9 protein-coding genes and 1 tRNA gene are annotated in these 22,651 nt (G+C 73.9%); 4 read left to right on the plus strand and 6 right to left on the minus strand.

Annotated features, from left to right (window positions below; genetic code table 11):
* The first annotated feature begins 11 nt into the window (after positions 1–11).
* Together ACIBBA_RS11635 and ACIBBA_RS11640 are read left to right on the plus strand one after the other, a co-directional pair.
* Positions 12–989, plus strand: coding sequence for an LLM class F420-dependent oxidoreductase (locus ACIBBA_RS11635; RefSeq protein ID WP_396696503.1), 978 nt, complete (start codon positions 12–14; stop codon positions 987–989).
* A gap of 2 nt (positions 990–991) precedes the next feature.
* Positions 992–1,783: an SDR family oxidoreductase gene (locus tag ACIBBA_RS11640; RefSeq protein WP_396696220.1), complete on the plus strand. Its 792-nt coding sequence runs from the start codon at positions 992–994 to the stop codon at positions 1,781–1,783.
* A 111-nt stretch (positions 1,784–1,894) separates the two neighbouring features.
* Here ACIBBA_RS11640 and ACIBBA_RS11645 read toward each other — a convergent pair whose 3' ends face one another.
* The 5 genes from ACIBBA_RS11645 to ACIBBA_RS11665 form a co-directional block, all read right to left on the minus strand.
* On the minus strand, positions 1,895–4,336 hold the full coding sequence (locus ACIBBA_RS11645; RefSeq protein WP_396696222.1) for a DUF3488 and transglutaminase-like domain-containing protein: 2,442 nt from the start codon (positions 4,334–4,336) through the stop codon (positions 1,895–1,897).
* Positions 4,312–5,589, minus strand: coding sequence for a DUF58 domain-containing protein (locus tag ACIBBA_RS11650; RefSeq protein WP_396696224.1), 1,278 nt, complete (start codon positions 5,587–5,589; stop codon positions 4,312–4,314). The genes ACIBBA_RS11645 and ACIBBA_RS11650 overlap by 25 nt, the downstream gene beginning before the upstream one ends.
* A 14-nt stretch (positions 5,590–5,603) precedes the next feature.
* Positions 5,604–6,599, minus strand: coding sequence for an AAA family ATPase (locus ACIBBA_RS11655; RefSeq protein ID WP_396696226.1), 996 nt, complete (start codon positions 6,597–6,599; stop codon positions 5,604–5,606).
* 32 nt (positions 6,600–6,631) lie between these two features.
* Positions 6,632–9,262 (minus strand): fibronectin type III domain-containing protein, encoded by a 2,631-nt coding sequence (locus ACIBBA_RS11660; RefSeq protein ID WP_396696228.1) that lies wholly within the window; start codon positions 9,260–9,262, stop codon positions 6,632–6,634.
* Between the two features lie 152 nt (positions 9,263–9,414).
* Entirely contained in the window at positions 9,415–12,399 is a 2,985-nt protein-coding gene (locus ACIBBA_RS11665; protein WP_396696230.1) for a tetratricopeptide repeat protein, read from the minus strand.
* A gap of 219 nt (positions 12,400–12,618) precedes the next feature.
* Between ACIBBA_RS11665 and ACIBBA_RS11670 the strand changes: the two genes are divergently transcribed.
* Both ACIBBA_RS11670 and ACIBBA_RS11675 read left to right on the plus strand, forming a co-directional pair.
* A tRNA-Leu gene (locus tag ACIBBA_RS11670) sits at positions 12,619–12,705 on the plus strand.
* 436 nt (positions 12,706–13,141) lie between these two features.
* A complete protein-coding gene (locus ACIBBA_RS11675) occupies positions 13,142–16,327 on the plus strand; it encodes a penicillin acylase family protein (protein ID WP_396696232.1) in 3,186 nt (1,061 codons plus the stop codon).
* A 120-nt stretch (positions 16,328–16,447) separates the two neighbouring features.
* On the opposite strand, the gene ACIBBA_RS11680 is transcribed toward ACIBBA_RS11675, so the two are convergent.
* Positions 16,448–22,636 (minus strand): S8 family serine peptidase, encoded by a 6,189-nt coding sequence (locus tag ACIBBA_RS11680; RefSeq protein ID WP_396696234.1) that lies wholly within the window; start codon positions 22,634–22,636, stop codon positions 16,448–16,450.
* Positions 22,637–22,651: the final 15 nt, after the last annotated feature.

A 22,651-nucleotide genomic window follows, 5' to 3' on the forward strand; every position in this document is an offset into this window, starting at 1 on the left:
CGCGATGGGGCATGACGGTGCCGCTGGGCGGGATTCCGCTCGCCGACCACGCCGCGGTCTACGCGACCCTCGACCGGGCCAGTTTCACCGACGTCTGGTCCGCCGAGGTCGCCGGGACCGACGCGTTCACCCCGCTGGCGCTCGCCGCCGCCTGGCAGCCGGGGCTGCGGCTCGGCACCGCCGTGGCGCCGGTCTTCACCCGGGGGCCGGGGCTGCTCGCGATGAGCGCGGCGGCGCTGGCCGAGACCGCGCCGGGCCGCTTCGCCCTCGGCATCGGCGCCTCCTCGCCGGTGGTGGTGGGCGACTGGAACGCGGTGCCGTTCGCCGAGCCGTTCCGGCGCAGCCGGGACATGCTGCGCTTCCTGCGCGCCGCGCTGGCCGGGCAGACCGTCGACCAGGCGTACGACACCTTCACCGTCCGCCGGTTCACCCTGGAACGCCCGCCGGCGGTGCCGCCGCCGATCCTGCTCGGCGCACTGCGCCCGGGCATGCTGCGGCTCGCCGGCGCCGAGGCCGACGGGGTCATCCTCAACTGGCTGGCCGCCGAGGACGTGCCGCGCGCCCTGACCGAGCTCGGGCAGCGCCGCCCCGGCTTCGAGGTCACCGCCCGGATCTTCGTCTGCCCCACCGAGGACGCCGGGCACGCCCGGGCGCTGGGCCGCCGGATGATCACCAGCTACCTCACCGTCCCGGCGTACGCGGCGTTCCACCGCTGGCTCGGCCGCGACGAGGTGCTGGGGCCGATGTGGGCGGCCTGGGCGGCCGGCGACCGGCGCGGCGCCCTCGCCGCCGTGCCGGACGAGGTGGTCGACGCGCTGATTCTGCACGGTTCGCCGGAGCAGTGCCGGGCGCAGGTGCGCCGCTACGCCGACGCCGGTGTCGACGTGCCGGTGCTGGCGCTGCTGCCCACCCCCGAGCTGACCGCCGGCGGGCCGGCGGCGCTGAGCGCGCTCATCGCCCGGCTGGGCCCCAACGGAGCGGAGGCCTGAGGGTGAACCTCACCGACCGGGTTGTCGTGATCACCGGTGGCGCCGGCGGCATCGGCGCGGCGCTGGCCCGCCGGTTCACCGCCGAGGGCGCCGCCGCCGTCGTGCTGGCCGACCTGGACGCCGACGCGGCCCGCGCCGTCGCCGCCGGCATCGGCCCCGCCGTGCACCCGACGGCCGTCGACGTCACCGACGAGGAGCAGGTCCGGGCCCTGGTCGACGACGCCGAGCGGCGCTACGGGCGCATCGACCTGTTCTGCGCCAACGCGGGCGTGGCCAGCGGCGGCGGGCTCGAGGTCGACGACGCGGGTTGGGACCGCGCCTGGCGGGTGAACGTGCTGGCGCACGTCTACTCGGCCCGCGCGGTGCTGCCGGGGATGCTCGCCCGCGGCGGCGGGCACCTGCTGCACACCTGCTCGGCGGCGGGTGTGCTGACCGCCGTCGGGGACGCCCCCTACACCGCGACCAAGCACGCCGCGGTGGGCTTCGCCGAGTGGCTGTCGATCACCTACCGGGACCGGGGGATCCGGGTGAGCGCGCTCTGCCCGCAGGGGGTGGACACCCCGATGCTCGCCGACGGGATGGCCGCCGGCCACCTGGGCGCCCGGGTGATCGCCGCCTCCGGTGACGTGCTCACCCCGGACCAGGTCGCCGAGGCGACCGTCGAGGGGCTGGCCGAGGAGCGGTTCCTGATCCTGCCGCACCCCGAGGTCGCCGGGTACGCCCGCCGCCGCGCCGAGGATCCCGACGGCTGGCAGGCCGGCCTGCGCAAACTCGTCCGCCGACTCACCAGCTGATCCACCACCGCCCGTACGTAATGAGCTACGTCGACGGCCGCCCGGACCAGATCCACTTCACCGGATTCTCGGGCGACTGACGACACCACGCCTCCTGGCCGATCGGCGGGCTCAGCGGCGCCAGCGCAGCGGGCCGGGGTGGATCGCCCAGAGCAGGCGGCGCCAGCGGGGACGCGTCCCGCGCAGGGCCGCGGTGTAGCGCCGGGCGATGCCGACGGCGTGGGTGGCCTGGTCAGGGGTGGCGGTGCCCGGTGCGAACCCGACCTGGTTGAGCAGGCCGGCCAACTCGTCCACGGCGGGCACCGGCCCGCTGGTGGCGGGATCGGCCGTCGGCGGGGCGACAGGCGCGACGGCACGGCGGGCACGCGACGCCACTTCGGTGGCGGCCAGGTCGTCGCCGACCGGCTGGCCGGCCAGCCGCAGGGCGTCGGTGACCTCCCGCCAGGCGCCGGCGATGCGCTGGCCGGGGTCGCCCCGTTCCAGCCGGGCCCGGGTCAGCGTCCGGCGCATCGCGAGCAGGGTGAGCAGCAGCGCCCCGACCAGCAGCAGCAGGCCGCCGGTTCCGCCGCCGACGAGCACCGTGGTCGACAGCCCGCCCGAGTCGGCTGACCCGTCGGGCGCGGCGGCCGGCTCCGGTGACGCGGTCGGTTCCAGCGTCGGCTCCGCCACCTCCGACGGTGGTGGCTCCGACGGTGCGGGCCGGAAGTCCTCCTCGACCGGCCGGGGCTCCTGGATGGGTTGGGGCAGCGGGTTGAACGGCACCCAACCCAGCCCGTCGAAGAGCACCTCCGGCCAGGCGTACGCGTCGCCGGCCCGGACCGGACCGTCCCCGGTGGACTCGAAGCCCACCACCACCCGGGTCGGCAGGCCGGTCAGCCGCCCGAGCACCGCGAACGCGGCGGCGAACTGCTCCGAGGTGCCGCGCTGCCCGCCGCCGTTGCGCGGCCCGAACAGGAAGAAGTTCAGGTTGGGGTAGGCGTGCCCGCTCGGCGCGTCCGCGACCATCCGGTAGTGCTCGGCGAGGAACTGCTCGATCGCGGCGGCCCGGGCGTACGGGGCGCCGTTCTCCTCGGCGAGCTGGCCGGCAAGGCGGGTCAGCGGCTCGGGCACCCCGTCGGTGACCCGCAGCACCCGGGCGACCGCCTCGCCGGCCGGCACGTTCGCGGTGGCGAGCAGGTTGTTGTCCGGGCGTTCCCGGGCGGAGGTGACGGTGTAGCTCAGGCCGGGGGTGAGCCCTTCGGGGCGGATCAGGGTGCCGGTCGCCGGGTCGTACGCCACCCGGGCGCCGCTGACCTCGCGGGGGGTGGCGACCGCGGGCAGCAGCCGGCCGGTCAGCTCGGCGATGGTGATCCGCTGCTGGACGGTCTCGACGCGGCTGTCCGGCGCCGGGGTGGCGGCCGGCAGGATCCGCCCGGCGTTGCGGTACGTCGCGCCGACCCGCCAGGTGACTCCGTCGTAGTCGCTGAGCACCGCCAGCCGGATCCGCACGCTGTCTTCGGCGGGAGCTTCGGGCCCGCCGTCCGCCGGGTCGGCGCTCGGGTCGGCCGACGCCGCCCCCGCCGGATCGCCGGTCGCGCCCGGCACCGGTCCGGTCCGGTCCGTGCGTACCTCCAGCAGTTGCTGCTCCGGGTGCAGGGCCCACCCGGAGATCCGGATCAGCGGGTTCTCGTCCAGCGTCTCTACCTGCGGCGGCTCGACGTACCGGCGCGGATCCACCGGCCGGCCGTCGACCTGCCCGACGATCGCCGGTCCGAGCAGCGCGACCAGGCCGACCACCACCGCGACCCCGACCACCGCGCCGCCGGCGAGCCGCAGCCGCACGACCGTCCGCACGCCCGGCGCCAGCCCGGCCACCGGGTCACCGGCGCCCGGAGCGGGCCGGGCGGAGACCGCCAGGCCCAGCGCCGCCGCGGCGACGAAGAGCACCGTCGGCCAGAGTGCCGGCCCGGCGTTCGGCCCGACCACGTAGAGCGCGCCGGCGAAGAGCGCCACGGGTGGCAGGTAGCCGGCGAGCACCCGACCGGCGCGCAGCGCCACCTCCGCGCCGGTCAGCCCGGCCAGCCAAGTCGCCACCAGCGGCACCAGGACCGTGTCCGGGGTCGGCTCCACCGGGATCATCGCGGTGAGCAGCCGGGGGATGCCGTTGCGCGCCGCGTCCGCGGTCACCTCGGCGAGGCTTCCGGGCAGCTCGGCGTGCGCGGCGGCCAGCCGCAGCGACCACGCCGTCCAGGCCGCCATGGCCAGCACCGACACCGGCGCGACCAGCCACGAGGGCAGCCGGCGGGCGGCCACGCTGACCAGCACCGCACCGACCGCCGCGCCGGCCAGCAGCCGGGGCAGCAACGGCCCGGCGTACACCCGGCCGAGCACCACGCCGGCCAGCGCGGTCATCGTGACCAGCGCCAGCGGCACCGGCAGTGCCCACAGCACGGCGGTGACCCGCCGCCGCCCGCCGCCGCCGGCGCCGGCCACGCCAGGGCCACCGGCTGCCGCGGTGGCGTCGGCCGTCGGCCGTGCGTCGCGCACGCTCACCACCGCCGGACCCCGTCCCACTCGGCGGCGAACTGCTCCCCGTCGGCCGCGTCGATGACCACCAGGCCGGCCGCGTCGGACGGCACCGGATCGGCCGCGCCGAACACCCCGACCACCACCGACGGGTACCCGCCACGCAGCGCGCCGACATGCCCGAGGTCGCCGCGACCGCCTGGCCCGGTGAGGAAGATCAGCGTGTCGCCGAGCCGGTCGCGGCGCAGCCGGGTCACCGTCGCGGGCAGCGCGTCGTCCTCCTCGTCGGCCAGCTCGACGGCGGCGAGCCGGTCCAGCGGCCCGCCGACGGATTCGCCCCCCGGGCGTGCGTCCGCGTCGTCCGCGGCTGCCCGCCGCCGGCCGCGCAGCGCCCCCCAGATCCGCGATGCGGCACCCCGGCCCGCCGCCGCGCCGCCGTCCGGGCCGTCGGAGGCCGGCGAACCGGCAGCCTCCGGTACGACCAGCAGCAGGAGCACCGGCAGGTCCGCCTGGTGCGCCGCGGTCACGATCGACGCCGCCGCCTCGCAGCTCGACTCGAACGACCCGGCCACCCCGCCGTCGCGCTCCGGGTGCGCGGCCGCCCGGTTGTCCAGCAGCACTACGATCTGCGGCAGGCTGGTGTCCACGTTCTCCCGCACCATCAGCTGCCCGACGCGGGCGCTGGTGCGCCAGTGCACCCGGCGCAGCTCGTCGCCGACCACGTACTCCCGCAGCGAGTCGAAGGTGATCGACCCGTGCGGCACGGCGTCGACCCGACCGTCCAGGCTGCGCCCGGCACCGGTGGGCACCGCGCCCATCCGGTGGATGCGCGGATGCACCCAGACCGGCACCGTGTCCCCGTAGGGGCGGGCCAGCGCGACCAGACCGAGAGGATCGCGGCGGGTCACCCGCAGCGGCCCGACCGCGACGATGCCCCGGCGCCGGGTCGGCACGTCGTAGCGGACGGTGGTGTCCCGCCCGGGTCGCAGCCGCAGCAGCGGCACGGGCACCGTCTCGTCGCCGCAGCGGTCCTCGGCGAGCAGGTTCGCCGCCCGCAGCCGCCCGGTGTTGCGCACGGTCAGCGTCATGCTGGCCGGCTTGCCGCGGGCCACCCGGTCCGGGTCGGCGTGCCGGCCCACCGCCAGCCGGGGCCGCCACGCCGCGACCAGCGCGGCGTAGCCGACCGCGGTCGCGGCCGCCGCGCCGAGCAGCGTCAGCTCCGGGTACGCGAAGCGCAGGCCGGCGCCGAGCAGCAGCACAGCCGCGACGAGCAGCCCGACCCCGCGGGCGGTGATCCCCATGCCGGTGCTGCCGGTCAGCCCTGCACCGGGGCCGGTTGCCCCGACGGCAGCGGCACCGGCACCGAGGCGATGGCCTGGCGCAGCACCTCCCCGGCGGTCACCCCGCGCACCTGCGCGTCGGGGGTGAGCAGCAGCCGGTGCGCGAAGACCGGTTCGGCGAGCGCCTTCAGATCCTCCGGCATGATCCACCCCCGCCCGTCGATCAGCGCGTACGCGCACGCGGCGCGGGTCAGCGCGATCACGCCCCGGGGGCTGACCCCGACCCGGACCTGTGGATGGGTGCGGGTGGCCGCGGCGAGGCGCACCGCGTACGCGTAGAGCGGTTCGGCGATGTGCACCCGCAGCGCCATCCGGACCATCTCCCCGACGGTGGCGGTGTCGGTGACCGCGGTCAGCGCCTCGGGGGAGCGGACGGTCGCGCCGCGCAGCACCTCCACCTCGACCGCCTCGTCCGGGTAGCCGACGGAGAGCTTCACCAGGAACCGGTCCAGCTGGGCCTCCGGCAGCCGGTAGGTGCCGTCCATCTCCACCGGGTTCTGGGTGGCCACCACCAGGAACGGCTGCGGCACCGGATGGCGGACGCCGTCCACGGTGACGGTGCGCTCCTCCATCACCTCCAGCAGCGCCGACTGGGTCTTCGGCGAGGCCCGGTTGATCTCGTCGGCGATGACGATGTTGGCGAAGACCGGGCCCGGGTGGAACTCGAAGCCACGGGTGGCCTGGTTGAAGATGGTCACCCCGGAGACGTCCGAGGGAAGCAGGTCGGGCGTGAACTGGATCCGCCGCCACTGGCCCTTGACCGTGGCGGCGATCGCCCGGGCCAGGGTGGTCTTGCCGACGCCGGGCACGTCCTCCAGCAGCACATGCCCCTGGGCGAAGAGCGCGGTGAGCGCCAGCCGCACCACCTGCGGCTTGCCCAGCACGACCGCGTTGACGTTCTCCGCCAGCCGGGCGGCGAGGGCGGCGAAGCCCTGCACCTCCGCCTGGGTGAGCGGCTCGTGGGTGTTCACGTGGTGGTGCTCCTTGCTTGCCCGGGGGTGGATCAGCAGGTCGGCAGGACGTTGATGTTGTCGCCACCCTCCAGGTTCAACCAGGCCCACGGGATGTAGTTCTTCCCGCTGTACTCGACCTGCACCCACCAGGTGCTGCGCTTCTCGTTGTTGTAGATGTAGGCGTACACCTCTTCGCCCGACTTCTTGCAGTACGCCTTCAGCCGCGTGCCGGGCTTCGCCCAGCCGACCTGACGGTCGTTGTCCTGCCGGGCCACCGAGAAGACCTCGTTGCCGTTGCGGCCGCTCACGTCCTTGTCGCAGTAGGTCGCGGTCTCTCCGGCCGCCCCGTTGCGGCAGGTGGCGATGCCGTAGAGGGCGTCGGTGCTCTGCGCCCTGGTGACGGTGTCCTTGCCGGCGGCGTTGCTCGCGGTCACCGTGAACGTGTACGCCGTGCCCGGGGTCAGGCCGCTCATCGTGATGCTGGAGCAGGCTCCGGTCTTCGCCGGCTCACCCGGGGTGCTCAGCGAGCACGCCGCCTGCCCGCCGCCGGCGTCCACGGTGAAGCTCACCGTCGCCGCGGTCGCGGTCGCCGACGAGCCGGTCACCGTGATCCGCGGCTCGGCCACCGTCCGCGCGGTCGCGGTGGCCTCCGGGCCCGGCCCGGCCTCGTTGACCGCCTTCACCTTGACCGTGACGTTCTGCCCGTTGCCCAGGCCGCTCACGGTGGCCTGGGTGTCGGTCACCTCGCTGCTGCGCCCGCCCACGTCGAGCAGGTACTTCGTCACCGGGCGGCCGTTCGGCTCGGCCGGCGACCACTGCACCGCGACCGTGCCCGGCTGGTTGGGCACCGTGCTCGCCCGCAGGTCCGCCGGCCGCTGCGGGGCGGTGTAGGGCACCACCGTGTTGCTGACCGGGGAGGCCGCCGAGCCGGCGCCCTTGTTGTTGACCGACACCACGGTGAACGCGTACTGGGTGCCGTACTCCAGCTCGCCGGCGGGCACCACCAGCTCGGTCTTGGCCGACTCGCCCACCGGGGCGTTGGCACCGGCCGAGGTGGCGGTGACCGCGTACTTCGCGATGGTGTTGCCCTGACCGTTCGCCGCGGGCCAGCGCACCAGCACCGTGCCGTCCGGCCGTTCCTGCGCGGTGACGCTGGCCGGCGGATCGGGCACCGCGGCGGTCGGCGTCACCGGGTTGCTGCTGCGCGACGGTCCGGCGCCCTTGGCGTTGACCGCGTGCACCGAGAACCGGTACGTCTCGCCGTTGGTCAGGCCCTTGATCTCCACGGCCCGCTGGTTGGCGCCCACCTCGTGCCGCTGACCGGCGCCCTCCACCACGTAGCGGATGATCGCCGCGCCGTTCGCGGCGGCCGGCCGCCAGCTCACCCGGGCCTGCGCGTTGCCCGCTGCCGCGGTGACGGCGCGCGGCGCGCTCGGCTTGCCCACCTTCGGCTTCTTCGGCGGAGGCGGCGGCGGGGGAGTCGGCGGCGGGTCACCACCGAGCACGTCGTTGGCGTACTTGTCGACCTCGCGCACCTGGTGCTTGTCGTCGACCACCCGGGCGGTCGCGGAGTCCGGGGAGTTGATGAAGAGGTGGTTCTCCCGCACCTCCAGCTCCAGCGGGCCGGGCCGCTTGCCGCGGATGGTGTCGACCAGCTTGCCGTCGGCGTCGAAGGAGTAGACGGTGCCGGTCGCCTCGTCGGCGCAGTAGAACCGGGCCCCCCAGGCGACGGCCGGGGTGAGCCGGTCACCGGCGCCCGGCACGGTGAACGCCCGCACCTCGCCGCCACCCTCGGCCACCACGTGCACCCGCCGCTCGCCGGGCACCGTGACCGGCACCCTCGGCCCGGTGGTGCGCGCCGGCAGCGCGCCCGGCGAGGTGAGCGTCAGCGGCGTCGGCTTGACGGCGCCCCGCTGCACCGTGACCAGCGCGCCGGCGGTGCGGTCGAGCACCGCGACGCCGTCGTCCAGGGTGGAGACCACCAGTTCGTGGCTGGGCTCGGCCACGTCGTACGTCTCGACCTGCTTCGGGCTCAGCCCGCCGCCGGCTGCGGGCGACGCCGGCGTGACCGGCAGCACCGCGGCGGTGATCGCCGAGACGGTGCCCTCGCTCGGCACCGCGATCCAGAGTCGACCCTCGCCGTCGAACGCCCCGCCGGTGATGCCCGGCGGGTAGCGCACCGGCTCGCCCACCGGCGAGAGGGAACGCGGGTCGAGCTGCCGGACGACCCCCTGCACCGCGTCGACCACGAAGGCCGCGTCCTCGTGCAGCGCCACGTTCACGCCCAGCCCGGGTGTGGTGCGGGTGGTCGCGGTGATCTGCAGGGTGGCCAGGTCGAGCGAGCTGACCTGGCCGGTGTTGAAGTCGCGCAGGATCAGCAGCCGGTCGGTCTGGGTGACCTGCATCGGGTGCCGCCGCGCGCCGGGGACCTCGGTGCGGGTGTCGACCCGCGCGGTGACCCCGTTGACCCGGGCCAGCTCGCTGCGCGCCGCGCTCCACAGCCAGGAACTCGCGTCGTAGCTGGCGACGGCGTTGTCGGCGGCGCCCAGCCCGAGCACCGTGAGCCCCATCGCGGCGAGCAGGGCCGTCACCGTCCCGATCGTGACCAGACCGCCACGCAGCCGCGACCGGGGACGGGAGGTGCCGGGCCCGGACTTCACGGCATCGTCGATGGTGGCCACAGCCGGCTGCCTCCAGTGTCGTCAAGCCAGGTGGCGCGCCCTACCGGCGACCCTCCCCTGAGCCGGGTGCCATCATATGGGCCCGGTCCGGGCCGGGGGAACCCGTACCGTCCCGCTGTGGACACCGAGCGTGTGCGGTGTGGATCCGCAGGTCAGCTCGTCGGAGTGGCGCGCTCGCGCTCGGTGCAGACCTGGCCGGAGGTGGCGAACGTGTCCGTCGACCAGACCGCGAGCACGGTGAAGCAGTAGTCCACCCGCGAGTTCAGCCCGTTGACCGTGTAGCTGGTCTGCCCCGGGTCCACGGTGGCCAGCACTCCCAGCGCCTGACCGGCCCGACCGCCGGCGACCATGAACGGCACCGCCCCACCGGCCGGATCCGTCCAGCTCAACGTGATCGTCGTCGAGTCGTCGCGCAGCCGCAGGTCACCCGGGGGTGGCCCGCTCGCCGTCGGCCCCGCGACGCCCGACGCCGTCGGACCGGCCGCCGGCGGCGGCGCGTCCCGCCCCAACGCCAGCACCCCCACCGTGGCCACCGCCGCGACCGCCACCCCTGCGGCGGTCACCGCCACGGCCACCGCCGTCCGGCTCCGGCCGCGCGGCTCCGGCTCCTCGATCATCGGGTACGCCGGCGGCGCCGCGACCGGGTGCGCCGGAGACGGGTGGTACGGGGCGGGCTCCGGCCGGGGCGGCGCCACCGGGTGGGGATGGACGGGCGCCTCCGGCGCGATGGACACGCTGGGCGGCGTCGCTGTGGTGACCGGGTCGGCCGGCAACGGTGCCGGCGTGAACGCCAGCGGACCCGGCGGATCCGTCGGGGTGGCGTCGGGCCAGCCCTCCGGTATCGGCTCCATCGCCAGCTCCCGCGGAACCGAAGACGGCCGGTCAGCCGCCCGCTCGTCGTCGTCCGGGTCGGGCAGGTCCGGCGCGAGCTCCGGCGCCGGGCCGGCCTCCTCGGCCGCGCCCAGCGGCTGCGGCGGTGCCGTGGTGCTCCACGGCGGCGCGGTGAGCCCCCACGGCGGCGCCGGCGGGGCACTCACCGGTGGCGGCGCCACCGGCGGGCCGCTGGTCGGGTGCGGGTAGCCGGGTGGAGCACTGACGGGTTGCGGGTATCCAGGCGGAGCGCTCACCGGGTGGCCGGGTGGCCCACTGACCGGTGCCCGATGGCCCGGCGGGGCGCTGACCGGGTGGGGATAGGCGGGCGCGGCGCTCACCGGAGAACCCGGTGGGGCGCTGACCGGCGGTGGGATGACCGGCGGGGCGCTGATTGGCGGGGCGCTGATTGGCGGCGCGCTGACCGGGGCCGGCTGCTCGGGCGCCGGAGGGGTCGGCCTGGCCGCCGGCGGCCCGCTCACCGGCGACACCGCCGGGCCGGCCTGCGCAGGCGAGACCGGAGCGGCGGACGCGGGCCGCCCACCGTCGCGTCGTACCCCGTCCTCGGTGTGCTCCCGCTGCTCGGCCTTGACCCGCGCCACCTCCTCCTCCAGCAGTGGTCCGATCTGCTGGACCTGGATGGTCGGCTTGTCCCAGCCCGGGCCGTTCCCGCCCGGTGCCAGCGCGGCGGTGACGTTCCCGCCCGTCTCCCGTGCCGGTCCGGGGGAGGCCGGGATCACGCTTGACCGCGCCGGCGCGGTCGCGTCACCGCCGGGCTGCCGCTCGGGTACGCCCGGCTGCGACGCGGCCACGGGCGGCGGTGCCGGCACGGCCGGCGCCGGCGGCACCCGCGGTGGCGCTGTCGGAGCGGCCGGGGACGTGTGCGCCACCGGTGGCGGTGGCGGTGGCGCGGGAATGTGCGCGGCTGGCGGTGCGGACGGCGGCGTGAGGGTGCGTGCGGATCGCGGTACCGGCGGTGGCGGTGGCGGGGCGGCCTGCGCGGCTGGCGGTGGCGTGGGGGCGTGCGTGGCCGGCCGTGGCGCGGCGGTCTGCGCGGCCTGCGGTGCCGGCGGCGGGGGTGTGGGTGCCTGCGGCCGAGGGGCGTGTGAAGTGTGCCCCGGCGGTGCCGACACGGGCATGCCGTCCGTCGGGAACCCGGAGGCGCGGGCCGCCGGGGGAGCGGGGGGCGGTGGCACGGGTCGGCGTGCCGCCGGTACGACGGGCGGCGCGGGTGACGGCGGCACCTGGGGAGCCACCGGGGGAGGCGGCGGCGGTGGGATCGGCACCGGCGGTGGAGCTACCGGCGGCTGCGGAGGCGCCCACGGTGACGTCGGCGGGGGTGGTACCGGAGCTGCCGCGTTCGGCTGTGGCGGGGGCGGCACTGCGGCTGGCACGCCCGGCGCGGTGCTGCTAGCCGACGGCGGGATCCGGGTCGGCGGCGGGGCCCACGGCGACGCGGGTTGGCCCGGTGGGGCGGGCGGCGCGGAGTGACCGGGCGATACCGAGGGCGCCTGCTGCCCGTGCCGTGCGGGCGTCGGCTGTTGGCCCGGCGACGCCGAATGGCTTCGCGGTGGCGGCGGCGCCTGCTGGCCCGGCGGTGGCGGCGGCGCTGGATGGGCGAACGGCGCCCGTGCGGTCGGTGCGTGCCCGTCCGGGGCCGGCGGGGGCGGCACGGCACGTGGTGCGGCGGGCGGTTGCCCGGCGGGGGAAGGCGTGGGCTGAGGCGGCCGTCGGACCGGCGGTAGCGTCGCGAACGCCATCGTCGGCCCGGACAGCGCGCCCAGCGCACCGGCCTGCTCTGGCGCGGTCGGATGTGGCGTCGTCGGCGCGGGCTGGGCGGCGGGCTGCCCGAGGTAACGGCGTGCGGTGCTTACCGCCGGGTGGTCCGCGCCGAGCACGGCGGCGCCGGCGGTCGCGACCCGGCTGTAGTTGCGGCGGGCCTCGTGGCGGTTGCCGAGCTCCTCGGCGACGCCGGCCAGGTCGTAGGAGAGGGCCAGCATCAGTGGGTCGGCCGGGTCCCACCGTCGCTCGCCGGCGGCGTACGCCTCCTCTAGCAGTCGCCGGGCGGCGAGCGGGTCGTCGGCTTCCCGGTGCAGCCGGGCCAGCAGGTGCGCGGTGTTGAGCACGTCCGGGTGGTCCTCGCCGTACTGGGGGCGGGCGGACCCGAGGGCCTCGGCCAGCAGATGACGGGCGGCGCTCAACTCGCCCGCGGCGCGCAGGGCCAGCGCCTGCTGCGCGACGACGGCCAGGGGGGAGGGATGGGGCACGTGGCAATGCTGCCGGTAACCCGCGTCCGGACGCTACCTGGACCCGCCCCTACGGGCGGTACGTCCGGGTCTGAGCAGGAGGTCAGCGCTCCCAGCGGCACCCGGGAACGCGATGTGCATGATCCACCGCGGCCGTGTACAGTAACTCCCCGTGCGGCCCGCCGGGCCGGCTTCGGGTGGGAGATCACCCAAGCCGGCGAGGTAGGCTGGACACACCCGGTCCGGGTGGCGGAATGGCAGACGCGCTAGCTTGAGGTGCTAGTGCCCGTATAGGGCGTGGGGGTTCAAGTCCCCCCTCGGACACCACATTAAGCACACGGCCGAGATCGCTTGAGACGATCTCGGCCTTCAGTGTCTTGTGCCCGGGTCCCGTGGGTCTGCCTGGCGCAGTGAGCGCGGACTCGTTTTCATCCTGGCCGATCCCACGCGCGGCGGACTCATCGACCATCAGCTCTCTCGGGGACTGCTCCGGACCCTGCCGAGAAGCGGCGAGACGATCGTGCTGCGGTGGTGAGCTTCGGCATGCGTGTCCGGTCCCGATGGCGAAGATGGCGAAACGTCGGCATTGGCGCGTGGTGAACGACGGCTATCCCGGAGGGCGGCCCTGCGCCGATCATTGCCCGGAGATAGATATGAGTCACTCTCACCTCCGGGTGGAACGCCCGGGCGCGGAGGGCGAGGCGTCGGCACCGGAAGCCGGGCGTAACCGAACGGCCCGACTCCGCGTCCCCGGAGGATCGCCATGCTCCGTCCCGCTCTCCGTACCCGGCTCGCGGCGCTCACCGCCGCCGCCCTGACCGCAAGCGTCCTGACGGTGACCCCGCCGTCACCGGCGCTGGCCGCAAGCACGTTCGCCGCCAACGACTACTGCCTCGGCCAGTGCGCCGACATCCTGCCCCCCGGGCAGAACGGCAACGCCACGCTGGTCGCCATCCTGGCGCACCAGGCGCTCGGCACCCGCCCGGCGCACTCCAGCGACCAGCTCGACGAGTACGCGAACCTGGTCTACAACTACGCCGGGCTGACCGACGAGCAGATCGGCCACTTCTACAACGACGCCTCGTTCGGCGTCCCGGCCGCGCAGGTCGAGAGCACCGTCTCGCCGCGCGCGGACGTCACCATCGTGCGGGACAAGGCCACCGGCGTCCCGCACGTCACCGGCACCACCCGCGCCGGCACGATGTTCGGCGCCGGTTACGCCGGGGCCCAGGACCGGCTCTGGGTGATGGACCTGCTGCGGCACGCCGGTCGCGGCACGCTCACCTCGTTCGCCGGCGGCGCGCCGGGCAACCGTGAGCTGGAGCAGAGCATCTGGGCCAACTCGCCCTACTCGGAGGCGGACCTCCAGGCCCAGGTGGACGCGCTGCGCCTCAAGGGCCCCCGGGGCCAGCAGCTCTACACCGACGTGGTCGACTACATCGCCGGCATCAACGCCTACATCGACAAGTCGATAGCTGAGGACAACTACCCGGGTGAGTACGTGCTCGCGGGCGCCGGCAAGCCGACGCACTTCACCATGACCGACCTCATCGCCACCGCCGGCGTCATCGGCGGGCTCTTCGGCGGGGGCGGCGGCAGCGAGATCCAGTCCGCGCTGGTCCGGGTGGCGGCCCGGGCCAAGTACGGCGCCACCGAGGGCGACCGGGTGTGGACGGCGTTCCGGTCGCAGAACGACCCGGAAACCGTGCTCACCCTGCACGACGGGCAGAGCTTCCCGTACGGGGCGACGCCGCCGGGCGCGACCAGCGCCGTGCTCCCCGACGCCGGCTCGGTGGTCGCCGAGCCCCTCGCCTACGACGCCAGCGGCGGGGCCGCCGCCCGCACCGGCACCAGCACCGCCACCCAGGGGCTGCTCGGCGGCCTGTCCAACCTGCGCGCGCACGGCATGTCCAACGCGGTCATGGTCTCAGGACGGCACACCACCACCGGCAACCCGGTTGCCGTGTTCGGGCCGCAGACCGGTTACTTCGCGCCGCAGTTGCTGATGCTCCAGGAGCTACAGGGGCCGGGCATCAGCGCTCGCGGCGCCGCGTTCGCCGGGCTCAACCTCTACGTGCTGCTCGGCCGCGGCCAGGACTACGCGTGGAGCGCGACCTCCGCCTCCCAGGACCTCACCGACACGTACGCGGTGCCGCTGTGCACCACCGACGGCAGCGCCCCGACGCTGCGCACCAACCGCTACCTCTACCACGGGCAGTGCCTCGCCATGGAGGCGCTGGAGCAGCGCAACTCCTGGTCGCCGACGCTGGCCGACTCCACTCCGGCCGGCTCGTACACGCTGCGCGCGCTGCGCACCAAGTACGGGCTGGTGGCCTACCGGGGCCTGGTGAACGGGCAGCCGACCGCGTTTACCAAGCTGCGCTCGACCTACCGGCACGAGGCTGACTCGGCGATCGGCTTCCAGGCCTACAACGACCCGTCGGCGATGGGCAGCGCGGCGGCCTTCCAGGCGTCCGCGGCCAACGTCGGTTACGCGTTCAACTGGTTCTACGTCAACTCGACCGAGGCGGCGTACTTCAACTCCGGCTCGAACCCCGTCCGTCCGGCCACCGCCGACCCGAACCTGCCCGTGAAGGCCGAGCCGGCGTACGAGTGGGCCGGTTGGAACCCGGACACCAACGACGCCACCTATACCCCGACGTCGGCGCATCCGCAGTCGGTCAACCAGGACTACTACGTCAGCTGGAACAACAAGCAGGCGCGGGACTTCGGGGCGGCGGACGGCAACTTCAGCTTCGGCCCCGTACACCGGGGTCAGCTGCTCGACGGCCCGGTGCGCGCCGCGATCGCCCAGCGCAAGCTCGGCCGCGCCGACGTCGTCAGGATCATGGCGGACGCGGCGGTGACCGACCTGCGCGGCCAGCAGGTTCTCGGCGACCTGCTGCGGGTGCTGGACAGCACGCCCGTCACGGATCCGGCGCTGGCCGACGCGGTGGGCAAGCTGCGGGCCTGGCAGCAGGCCGGGGCCCGCCGGGTGGAGACGTCCCCCGGCTCCAAGGTCTATCAGCACGCCGACGCGATCCGGATCTTCGACGCCTGGTGGCCGCTGCTGGCCTCCGCGCAGTTCCGCCCCGGCCTCGGGCCGGACCTCTACGCCGCGCTGGTCGACGCCCTCGAGGTGAACGAGGCGCCGTCAGGCGGCCAGAACGGCGGACGCGACGGTGCCGCGAGCTGGGCGTTGCAGGGCCAGGCGCACAAGGGCTCGTCGTTCCAGTACGGCTGGTGGGGCTACGTCGACAAGGACCTGCGCACCGTGCTCGGCGACCCCGTCGCCGGCGGGCTGGGCCGCGCCTACTGCGGCAACGGCAACGTCGGCGCGTGCCGGCAGGCCCTGCTCGACACGCTCGTCCAGGCCGCCGCGGTGCCGGGCACCACGGTCTACCCGGGCGACAAGTCCTGCGGCGCCGGCGACCAGTGGTGCGCCGACTCGATCGCCCAGTCCGGGCTGGGCGGCATCACCCACCCGCTGATCGCCTGGCAGAACCGCCCCACCTACCAGCAGGTCGTCTCGTTCCCGGCGCGTCGGGGTGACGACGTCACCAACCTTGCGCAGGGTCGTCCGACCACCGCGTCCAGCACCCAGTTCCTGACCAGCCACACCCCGGACAAGGCGGTCGACGGCAGTCTCGGCAGCCGGTGGGCCAGCAGCTACAACGACAACCAGTGGATCCGGGTCGACCTCGGCGCGGCCCGCAGCGTCAGCCGGGTGGTGCTGCGCTGGGAGGCCGCCTACGGCACCTCGTACCGGGTCGAGGTCTCCGGTGACGGCAGCTCCTGGGCGCCGGTGTTCACCACGACCGCGGGCAACGGCGGCGTCGACAACGTGACGTTCGCCCCGGTCACCGCCCGCTACGTGCGGGTGTACGGGGTCAAGCGGGCCACCTCGTACGGGTTCTCCGTCTACGAAGTCGAGGTGTACGGACGGTGACCTCGCCCGGAGGGGCCGTGCTCGCCGGCCCCTTCGGGCGATCGGTAGTTGTGGTCAGAGCCTCCCCGGCGATTCTCGCCGAGGAGGCTCTGACCGTTGTTGGCGGATTGTTCGGCTATCTCACAGGCGCGGGTCCTGCTGGACCTTCAGGGCATTGAGGATCGGGTCGCTCTCGCCCTTCTCGCGGCTGAACTCGATCTTCAGATCGCCACCGGCGTGCTCGACGGTGACCGTGTTCATGTCCGCGGTCAGCGCGCCCACCTTCGCCTGCACGTCGTGGTCGTAGAGCACGACCTTGCCGTCGGCCAGGACATCGAAGGAACGCTTGCCGGCCTTGACCTTCTCGATCTCCGCGAAGTCGAGAGCGATCCGGTACGTCCCGGCGGGGGCGTTCTTGAACACGTAGCTGAACGTCTCGCCGGTCCGCTGGGTGCGGAACAGCGCGTCGTCCTCGGTGCCGGCGATGTCGGCCCTGGTGGTACGCGTCTTGCCGCCGACGTAGCCCCACGGCCGCGAGCCGAGTTGCTGGTCGGGCGACCAGACGAAGCCGTCAGCGCCGACGTGCCCGGACCCGCCCACGTCGACGCCCTTCCAGTAGGCCGAGGTCGCCAGGCGGACCGGCTTGAGCTGGGTCTCGCCCTTGCCGGCGTTCGACGCCACGAGCACGTCCCCGACGAGCACACCGGGCTCGACGCCGGCGTTGTCGGCCGTCGCCGTGACCGTGGTGGACGCGCCGGCCGCGAGCGTGACCGTGCCGGTTGCGGCCGCGCCCGTGAGGGTCAGCCACGGAAGATCGGCGGCCTCGTGCCCGCCGTCGCCGGTGCGCTTCTGCTCGCTCATCCGCACCTCGAGCGGGGCGGAGCCGGTGTTGGTGACGGTCACGTCGGCCGTCGCCTTCTGGTCCTTGTCGAGGAGCCAGTCGAAGTCAGCTCCGGTGACGGTGGCGATGCCCGTGGTCAACGCCGTGTCGACCACCTCGGCCTGATCCTTCCTGGCGATGGTCACAGGGTGGCTGGCGGTGACGTAGTTCGGCGCCGACACCTCCACGGTGTTCTCGCCGACCAGCGCCTGGGCCTTCCACCGGCCCTTCACGTCGGTCGTGATGACCCGCTCACCGTTCGGCCCCTTGAGCGTGACGATCGCGCCCTCGAGCGGCTTGCCGTCGTTCTTGTCGGTGACCGTGCCCTCGATCGTGCCCCCGGCCGGGAGGGTGTACTCCAGCCCCAGGCCGGCCTTCAGGACGGGCTGGTTGAAGGAGTGCTGGCCCGCGGGGTTGCGCGTGAGGCTCTCCACACCGACCGTCGCCGACGACCCCCGGGTGAGGGGGTTGTCGCCGCCGACGCCGTCGCCGTACCCGATCTGGATGCGGCCGTCCGCGATCAGGGTGACCGAGAAGCTCACGCGAGCCGTCTGGTCGTTGTAGAAGGTGACGTTGCGCCACTCGATGACCTGCGCCGCCAGGCCATCCACCTCGGTGGTGCCGAAGTAGATGCCCGCCTCGTCATCGACGACCAGGTCGTCCCAGAGCGGATAGATCGCGTCGAACGCGTATGGCGACGGCAGCTCCGTGTTGTTCCCCACGGCGCTGGCCTGGTCGAAGATCAACTGGCCGTTCGTCGTCACGCACACGCCGTCCCAGGCCGTGTCGTAGAACGGGAACAGGAAGCTGGAGTCGAACCACAGCACGCCGCAGACGTCATCGCCGTGCCACCCGGACTCCTCCGTACCCTGGCGGTAGAGCCCGTCGGTCACCTTCATCGAGTACGAGCGGCCGGCGGGGGCCACCGGCACGGGGCCCGGCTCCGGCTGCTCGGGCTGGGGCTCCGGCTCCGCCGTGTCCGCGCGCGGGTCGAGCGTCACACGCAGCGCGGCAATGGTCGGGGCCTTCAGGCCCTTCGAGCCCCGCAGCTCCACGGTCAGCGGACCGCCCTCGTGCTTCACGATGGCGGTGCGCCAGTCGGCGGCGTTCGGCCCGACGGCCGCGGCCGGGTCGTACGCGTACTCCGTCAGCGTTCCGTCCACGAGGACGTCGAACACCCGCTTGCCCTTGGCCACCTTCTCGATCTCGGCGAACCCGAGGTCGATCGCGTAGGTGCCCTTGGGCGCGTCGGGGAAGCGGTAGAACAGCTGCTTGTCCGGCGTGGTGCGCTGCGACTGGAACAGGGCGTCGTCCGTCGTACGTGCGATGTCGGCCCGCGTGGAGGTGACCTTCGTCTTTCCCTCGTAGCCCCACGCCTTCTTCCCGGCGGCCTGGTCGCCGGACCAGGTGTAGCCGGAGCCGTCGGTGAACTTCGGGCCGCCGGCGTTGACGCCGACCTGGTACTTCGTGGTCGTGAGCGTCACGGGGACGTAGGTCTTGGACTGGCGTCCGGAGTCGGACCGCACCACGATGTTCGCGCCGAGGACTCCCGGCTTGGTGTCCTTCGAGGAGACGGAAACCTTGACGGTCGTCGACTGACCCGGGGCGAGGGTGCCGCCGGTCGAGGAGAGCGCAAGCCACGGCAGGTCGGTGAGCAGGTCGTCCTCGACGTCGACCAGCACGACGTCATCGGCGAGCTGGTCGGCCGCCCACAGCGCCCCGGTCGAGTCGGTCTCGAGGCCGCCGCCCTGGCCCGCCTTCTGGCCCGGGAACCACCACGCGTTGACCAGGGAGCAGTCGTCGGGATCGACCTGCAGCAGGCGGGTGGGCCTGTTCGAGGTGAGGTCGGTGTACCAGATGGTGTCGGACGCCTGGTTGTAGGCCAGGCCCATCACCTCGGGCAGCGGCGGGGCGCAGAAGGACAGCAGCGCACCCGCGTTGTCGTGCGACGTCCCGGCGACGGTGCCGATCATGCCGTTGGCCCGGCCGCCGACGTAGAACACGTCCTCCGCCGGGTTGTAGGCCAGACCGGTCAGCTGCAGCGTGGACCAGTCACCCCTGATCTGCCGGGTCTCCTTCCCGGTCTCCCGGTCGAAGCAGTGGATGTAGCTGGCCGGGCTGTCCTCCATCTGGCACATGTCACCGGTCTTGGTGTCCAGCGCCATGTCGAACGCCCGGTACGCGGGGTTCCACGACGCGTCGAAGACCTTTCCGGTCGGCTTGCCCGTCACCGTGTAGGCGGTGTTGGTCCGCTTGTTGTAGTCGTGGACCCAGACGTCGCCGTCGTACCCGATGCCGGAGGGCTCCTTCTCCTGGATCGTGCCGGGGATGGGGATCCGGGTGATGACGTCACCGCCGGAGGTCGCGCCGACCTTGGCAGCCGCCTGTGCTTCCGCGGCGCTCGACGTGGCGGCCTTGCCGTCGACGTTCGACGGCTTCATGCCGCTCGCACCGGCCTTCCACGCGGTGAGGTCGATCGTGCTGGCCGCACCCGTCCCGGTGCGCGCGGTGGCGCCCGCGACGTCAAGCTCGGGGTGGCGCGCGGCCTCGCCCAGGTCGTACGTGAGCGGGGCGGAGCCGTTGTTGGTCAACGTCAGCGAGCCCACACCGTTCTGGTCGGTACCCAACAGCGCGTCGAGGCCGTCGGCCTTCAGGCCGGCGACACCCGTGGTCAGGCGCGCGTCGATCTTGGCATTCGCGTAGAGCTTGTCGAGGGAGAAGGGGTACGCCGCGGTCGTGTAGTTCGGCGCGTCGACCGTCATCGTGTAGTCGCCGACCGGAAGCTGGCGATGCACGATGCCCGTCCCGTTGGTCGTGACGGTCTCGACGAGCCCACTCTTGTTCGTGAACGAGACCTTGGCCCCGGCCACCGGCAGCCCGTCGTTCTTGTCGACGACGGTCGCGTCGAGGTACCCGAAGTCCGGCATGTCGTAGGTGACGATCATCCCGTCGCGCAGCACGGGGGCGCTGTCGGAGAACCGGATGCCGTCGACGCCGGCCCAGCCCTGGATGCCGGTGGTGGCGTGCGCGCCGGCGGTCACCGGGTCATCGGTCCCGATGCCGTCGCCGTACCCGAAGGTCACGGTGCCCGAGCGGGTGAGCGTGGCCGAGTAGCTGACCGGCTCCGTGTACTCCGACCGGGTCGGATAGGCCCAGAGCTTGGCGTTGCGGAACTCGACGACGAACGCGTCCTCGCCGTTGACCTTGGTGGCCGCCGTGAAGACGCCTCCGCCGGGGGCGAACTCGACGGGGGTCTGGACGTAGAACGGGAAGACGCCCGCACCGCCGCTGCCCGGCCCGGTGGAGGTGTCCGGGGAGATCACGCCGCGCAGGCTGATGCCGAGGGTGTCGTGGCTGCCGTTGTAGAGCGCGATCGGGAACGGCAGCTTCACCGTCGCCCACACGCCGCTGGTGAACGCGACCGGGTCGGTGCCGCGCAGGTACTCGCCCTCGGAGACCGCGCAGCTGTAGCCGCCCTTGTCGACGACGAGCCCGACGGGGATCTCGCGCGGCTCGTTCTGCGCGCCGACGGTCAGCGGGACCGTCGTGGGCGAGAAGCAGGCGTTGGGCTTGACGCTCAGCGCGTACCCGCCCTCGGGGACACCGCCGATCGTGAACGCGCCGTTGGCATCCGTGCGTACCGGCTTGAGCGGCGTGTCCTTGACGGAGACGTCGGCGTTCGGGACGGGCCGCTTCTTGTCGTCGACGACCCGGCCGCTGACGTCGTGCTTCGCGGCGGCCGTGAGCGGCAGCTTGACGGAGGTGTCCTGGCCGAGGGAGATCGTGACGTTGGCGCTCGCGGCCAGGTAGCCGAAGACCTTGGTGCTGAGCTGGTAGTCGCCGACCGGGAGGTTCGTCGTGAACCGGCCGTCCTTGTCGGTTCCGATCGACCGGCTGAACGGCCCGCTGATCGTCACCTCGGCGGCGGCGACCGGGGCGCCGTCGGCGGTGACGACACCGGTGAGGGTGCCGCCCTGCCGGGGCGCGAGCTCGAGCAGGCGGACGAGGTCGAGCCGGCCCTCGCCGTACTTGTTGTTGACCTCGGCGGTGCCGCCGCACTCGGTGTCGTCGACGTCGACTGCCGACTCGCCGAGCAGGCGGCGGGTCTCCTCGACCTGCCCGATGAGGGTCGGGTCGTAGCTCCACAGCGCCGCGACGGCGCCGGCGACGTGGGGCGCCGCCATCGAGGTGCCGGACATCTCGGTGTAGCTGTTGCCCGGGTAGGACGACCGGACGCCGTCACCCGGCGCGGAGATCTCGGGCTTGATCCGACCGCCTTCACCCTCGCCCTTGCGGGAGAACGAGGCGAGCGTGCCGTCCGACGAGTAGGCGCCGACGGAGTAGGCGCTCTCGGCGGAGCCGGGGGAGGAGACGGTGTCGCAGGCCGCGTACGGCGTGGTGTTGCCCGACGACCAGACGCTGAAGATGCCCGCGGCGCTCCAGGCCTCGTCGATGGTCCGGAAGAAGTCGTCGAAGTTGTGCTCGACGGTCTGGCCCCACGAGTTGTTGATGACGTGGGGGCGCTTGGACGGGTCCGGGTTGTTCCCCTGGACGTCGGTCGGGGCGAGCAGCCACCAACCCGACCGCAGCAGCGACTCGACGCCGGTGCTGTCGCAGCAGCCGTTCGTCGCGATCCACTGCGCGTCCGGGGCGACGCCGACGTGGTTGGTGCCGTCGTCGCCGACCATGGTGCCCATGGTGTGCGTGCCGTGTCCGTTGTCGTCGCACGGAGCGCCCGTGCACGTGCCCCGGGTGGCCATCCAGTTGTAGTTGTGGTCGACGGTGCCGTCGGGCTTCGTACCTCGGTACTGGTGCGTCAGGGCGGGGTGGTCGAACTGGACGCCCGAGTCGAGGTTGGACACGGTGATGCCCGCACCGGTGGCGCCCATGGCCCACGCCTCGGGGGCGTGGATGGCGTCCAGACCCCACGTGGCGGTGCCGTCCTCGGCCGCGGCCTTCGGGGCGGCGGGGCGAGCAGCCTGGTCAGCGGGGATCTTCTCGTCCACGGGCTCGACCAGCGCGACCTGCGGCGTCGCGTGGATCTCGGCGACCTGCACCTTCGAGGCCACGTCGAGGGCGAGCTTCTCGGTGCCCCCCTTGACGAGCACGGTGTTGGCGATCGGGTACGAGGTGTACTTGACGCCTGCCCGGTCGAGTTCGGTGGAGACGGATGCGAGGGAGTCCTTCGCCGCCGTGGTCAGCGCGTCGTAGACGAACTGACCACGAGCGGTCCAGTCGGCGATCTTCTTCGCCGGCCCGAGATCGGGTCTGGTGTCGAACGTGATCCAGAAGTCGGACGCCGGCTGCGCGCGGAAGCGGTCCTTCAGGCTCGACGCGATCTTCTCGGCGGCCGCGCCGGGATCCGGCTCAGCGGCGGACGCCGGTGTTGGCTGAATCATGCTCAGGCCGACCGCTGCGGCAAGCGTTGCCGCGAGGGCTTTGAGTCTCATGCGGGGTCCTTCTGC

Source organism: Micromonospora sp. NPDC051006, from assembly GCF_044456245.1.
Classification (GTDB): Bacteria; Actinomycetota; Actinomycetes; order Mycobacteriales; family Micromonosporaceae; genus Micromonospora.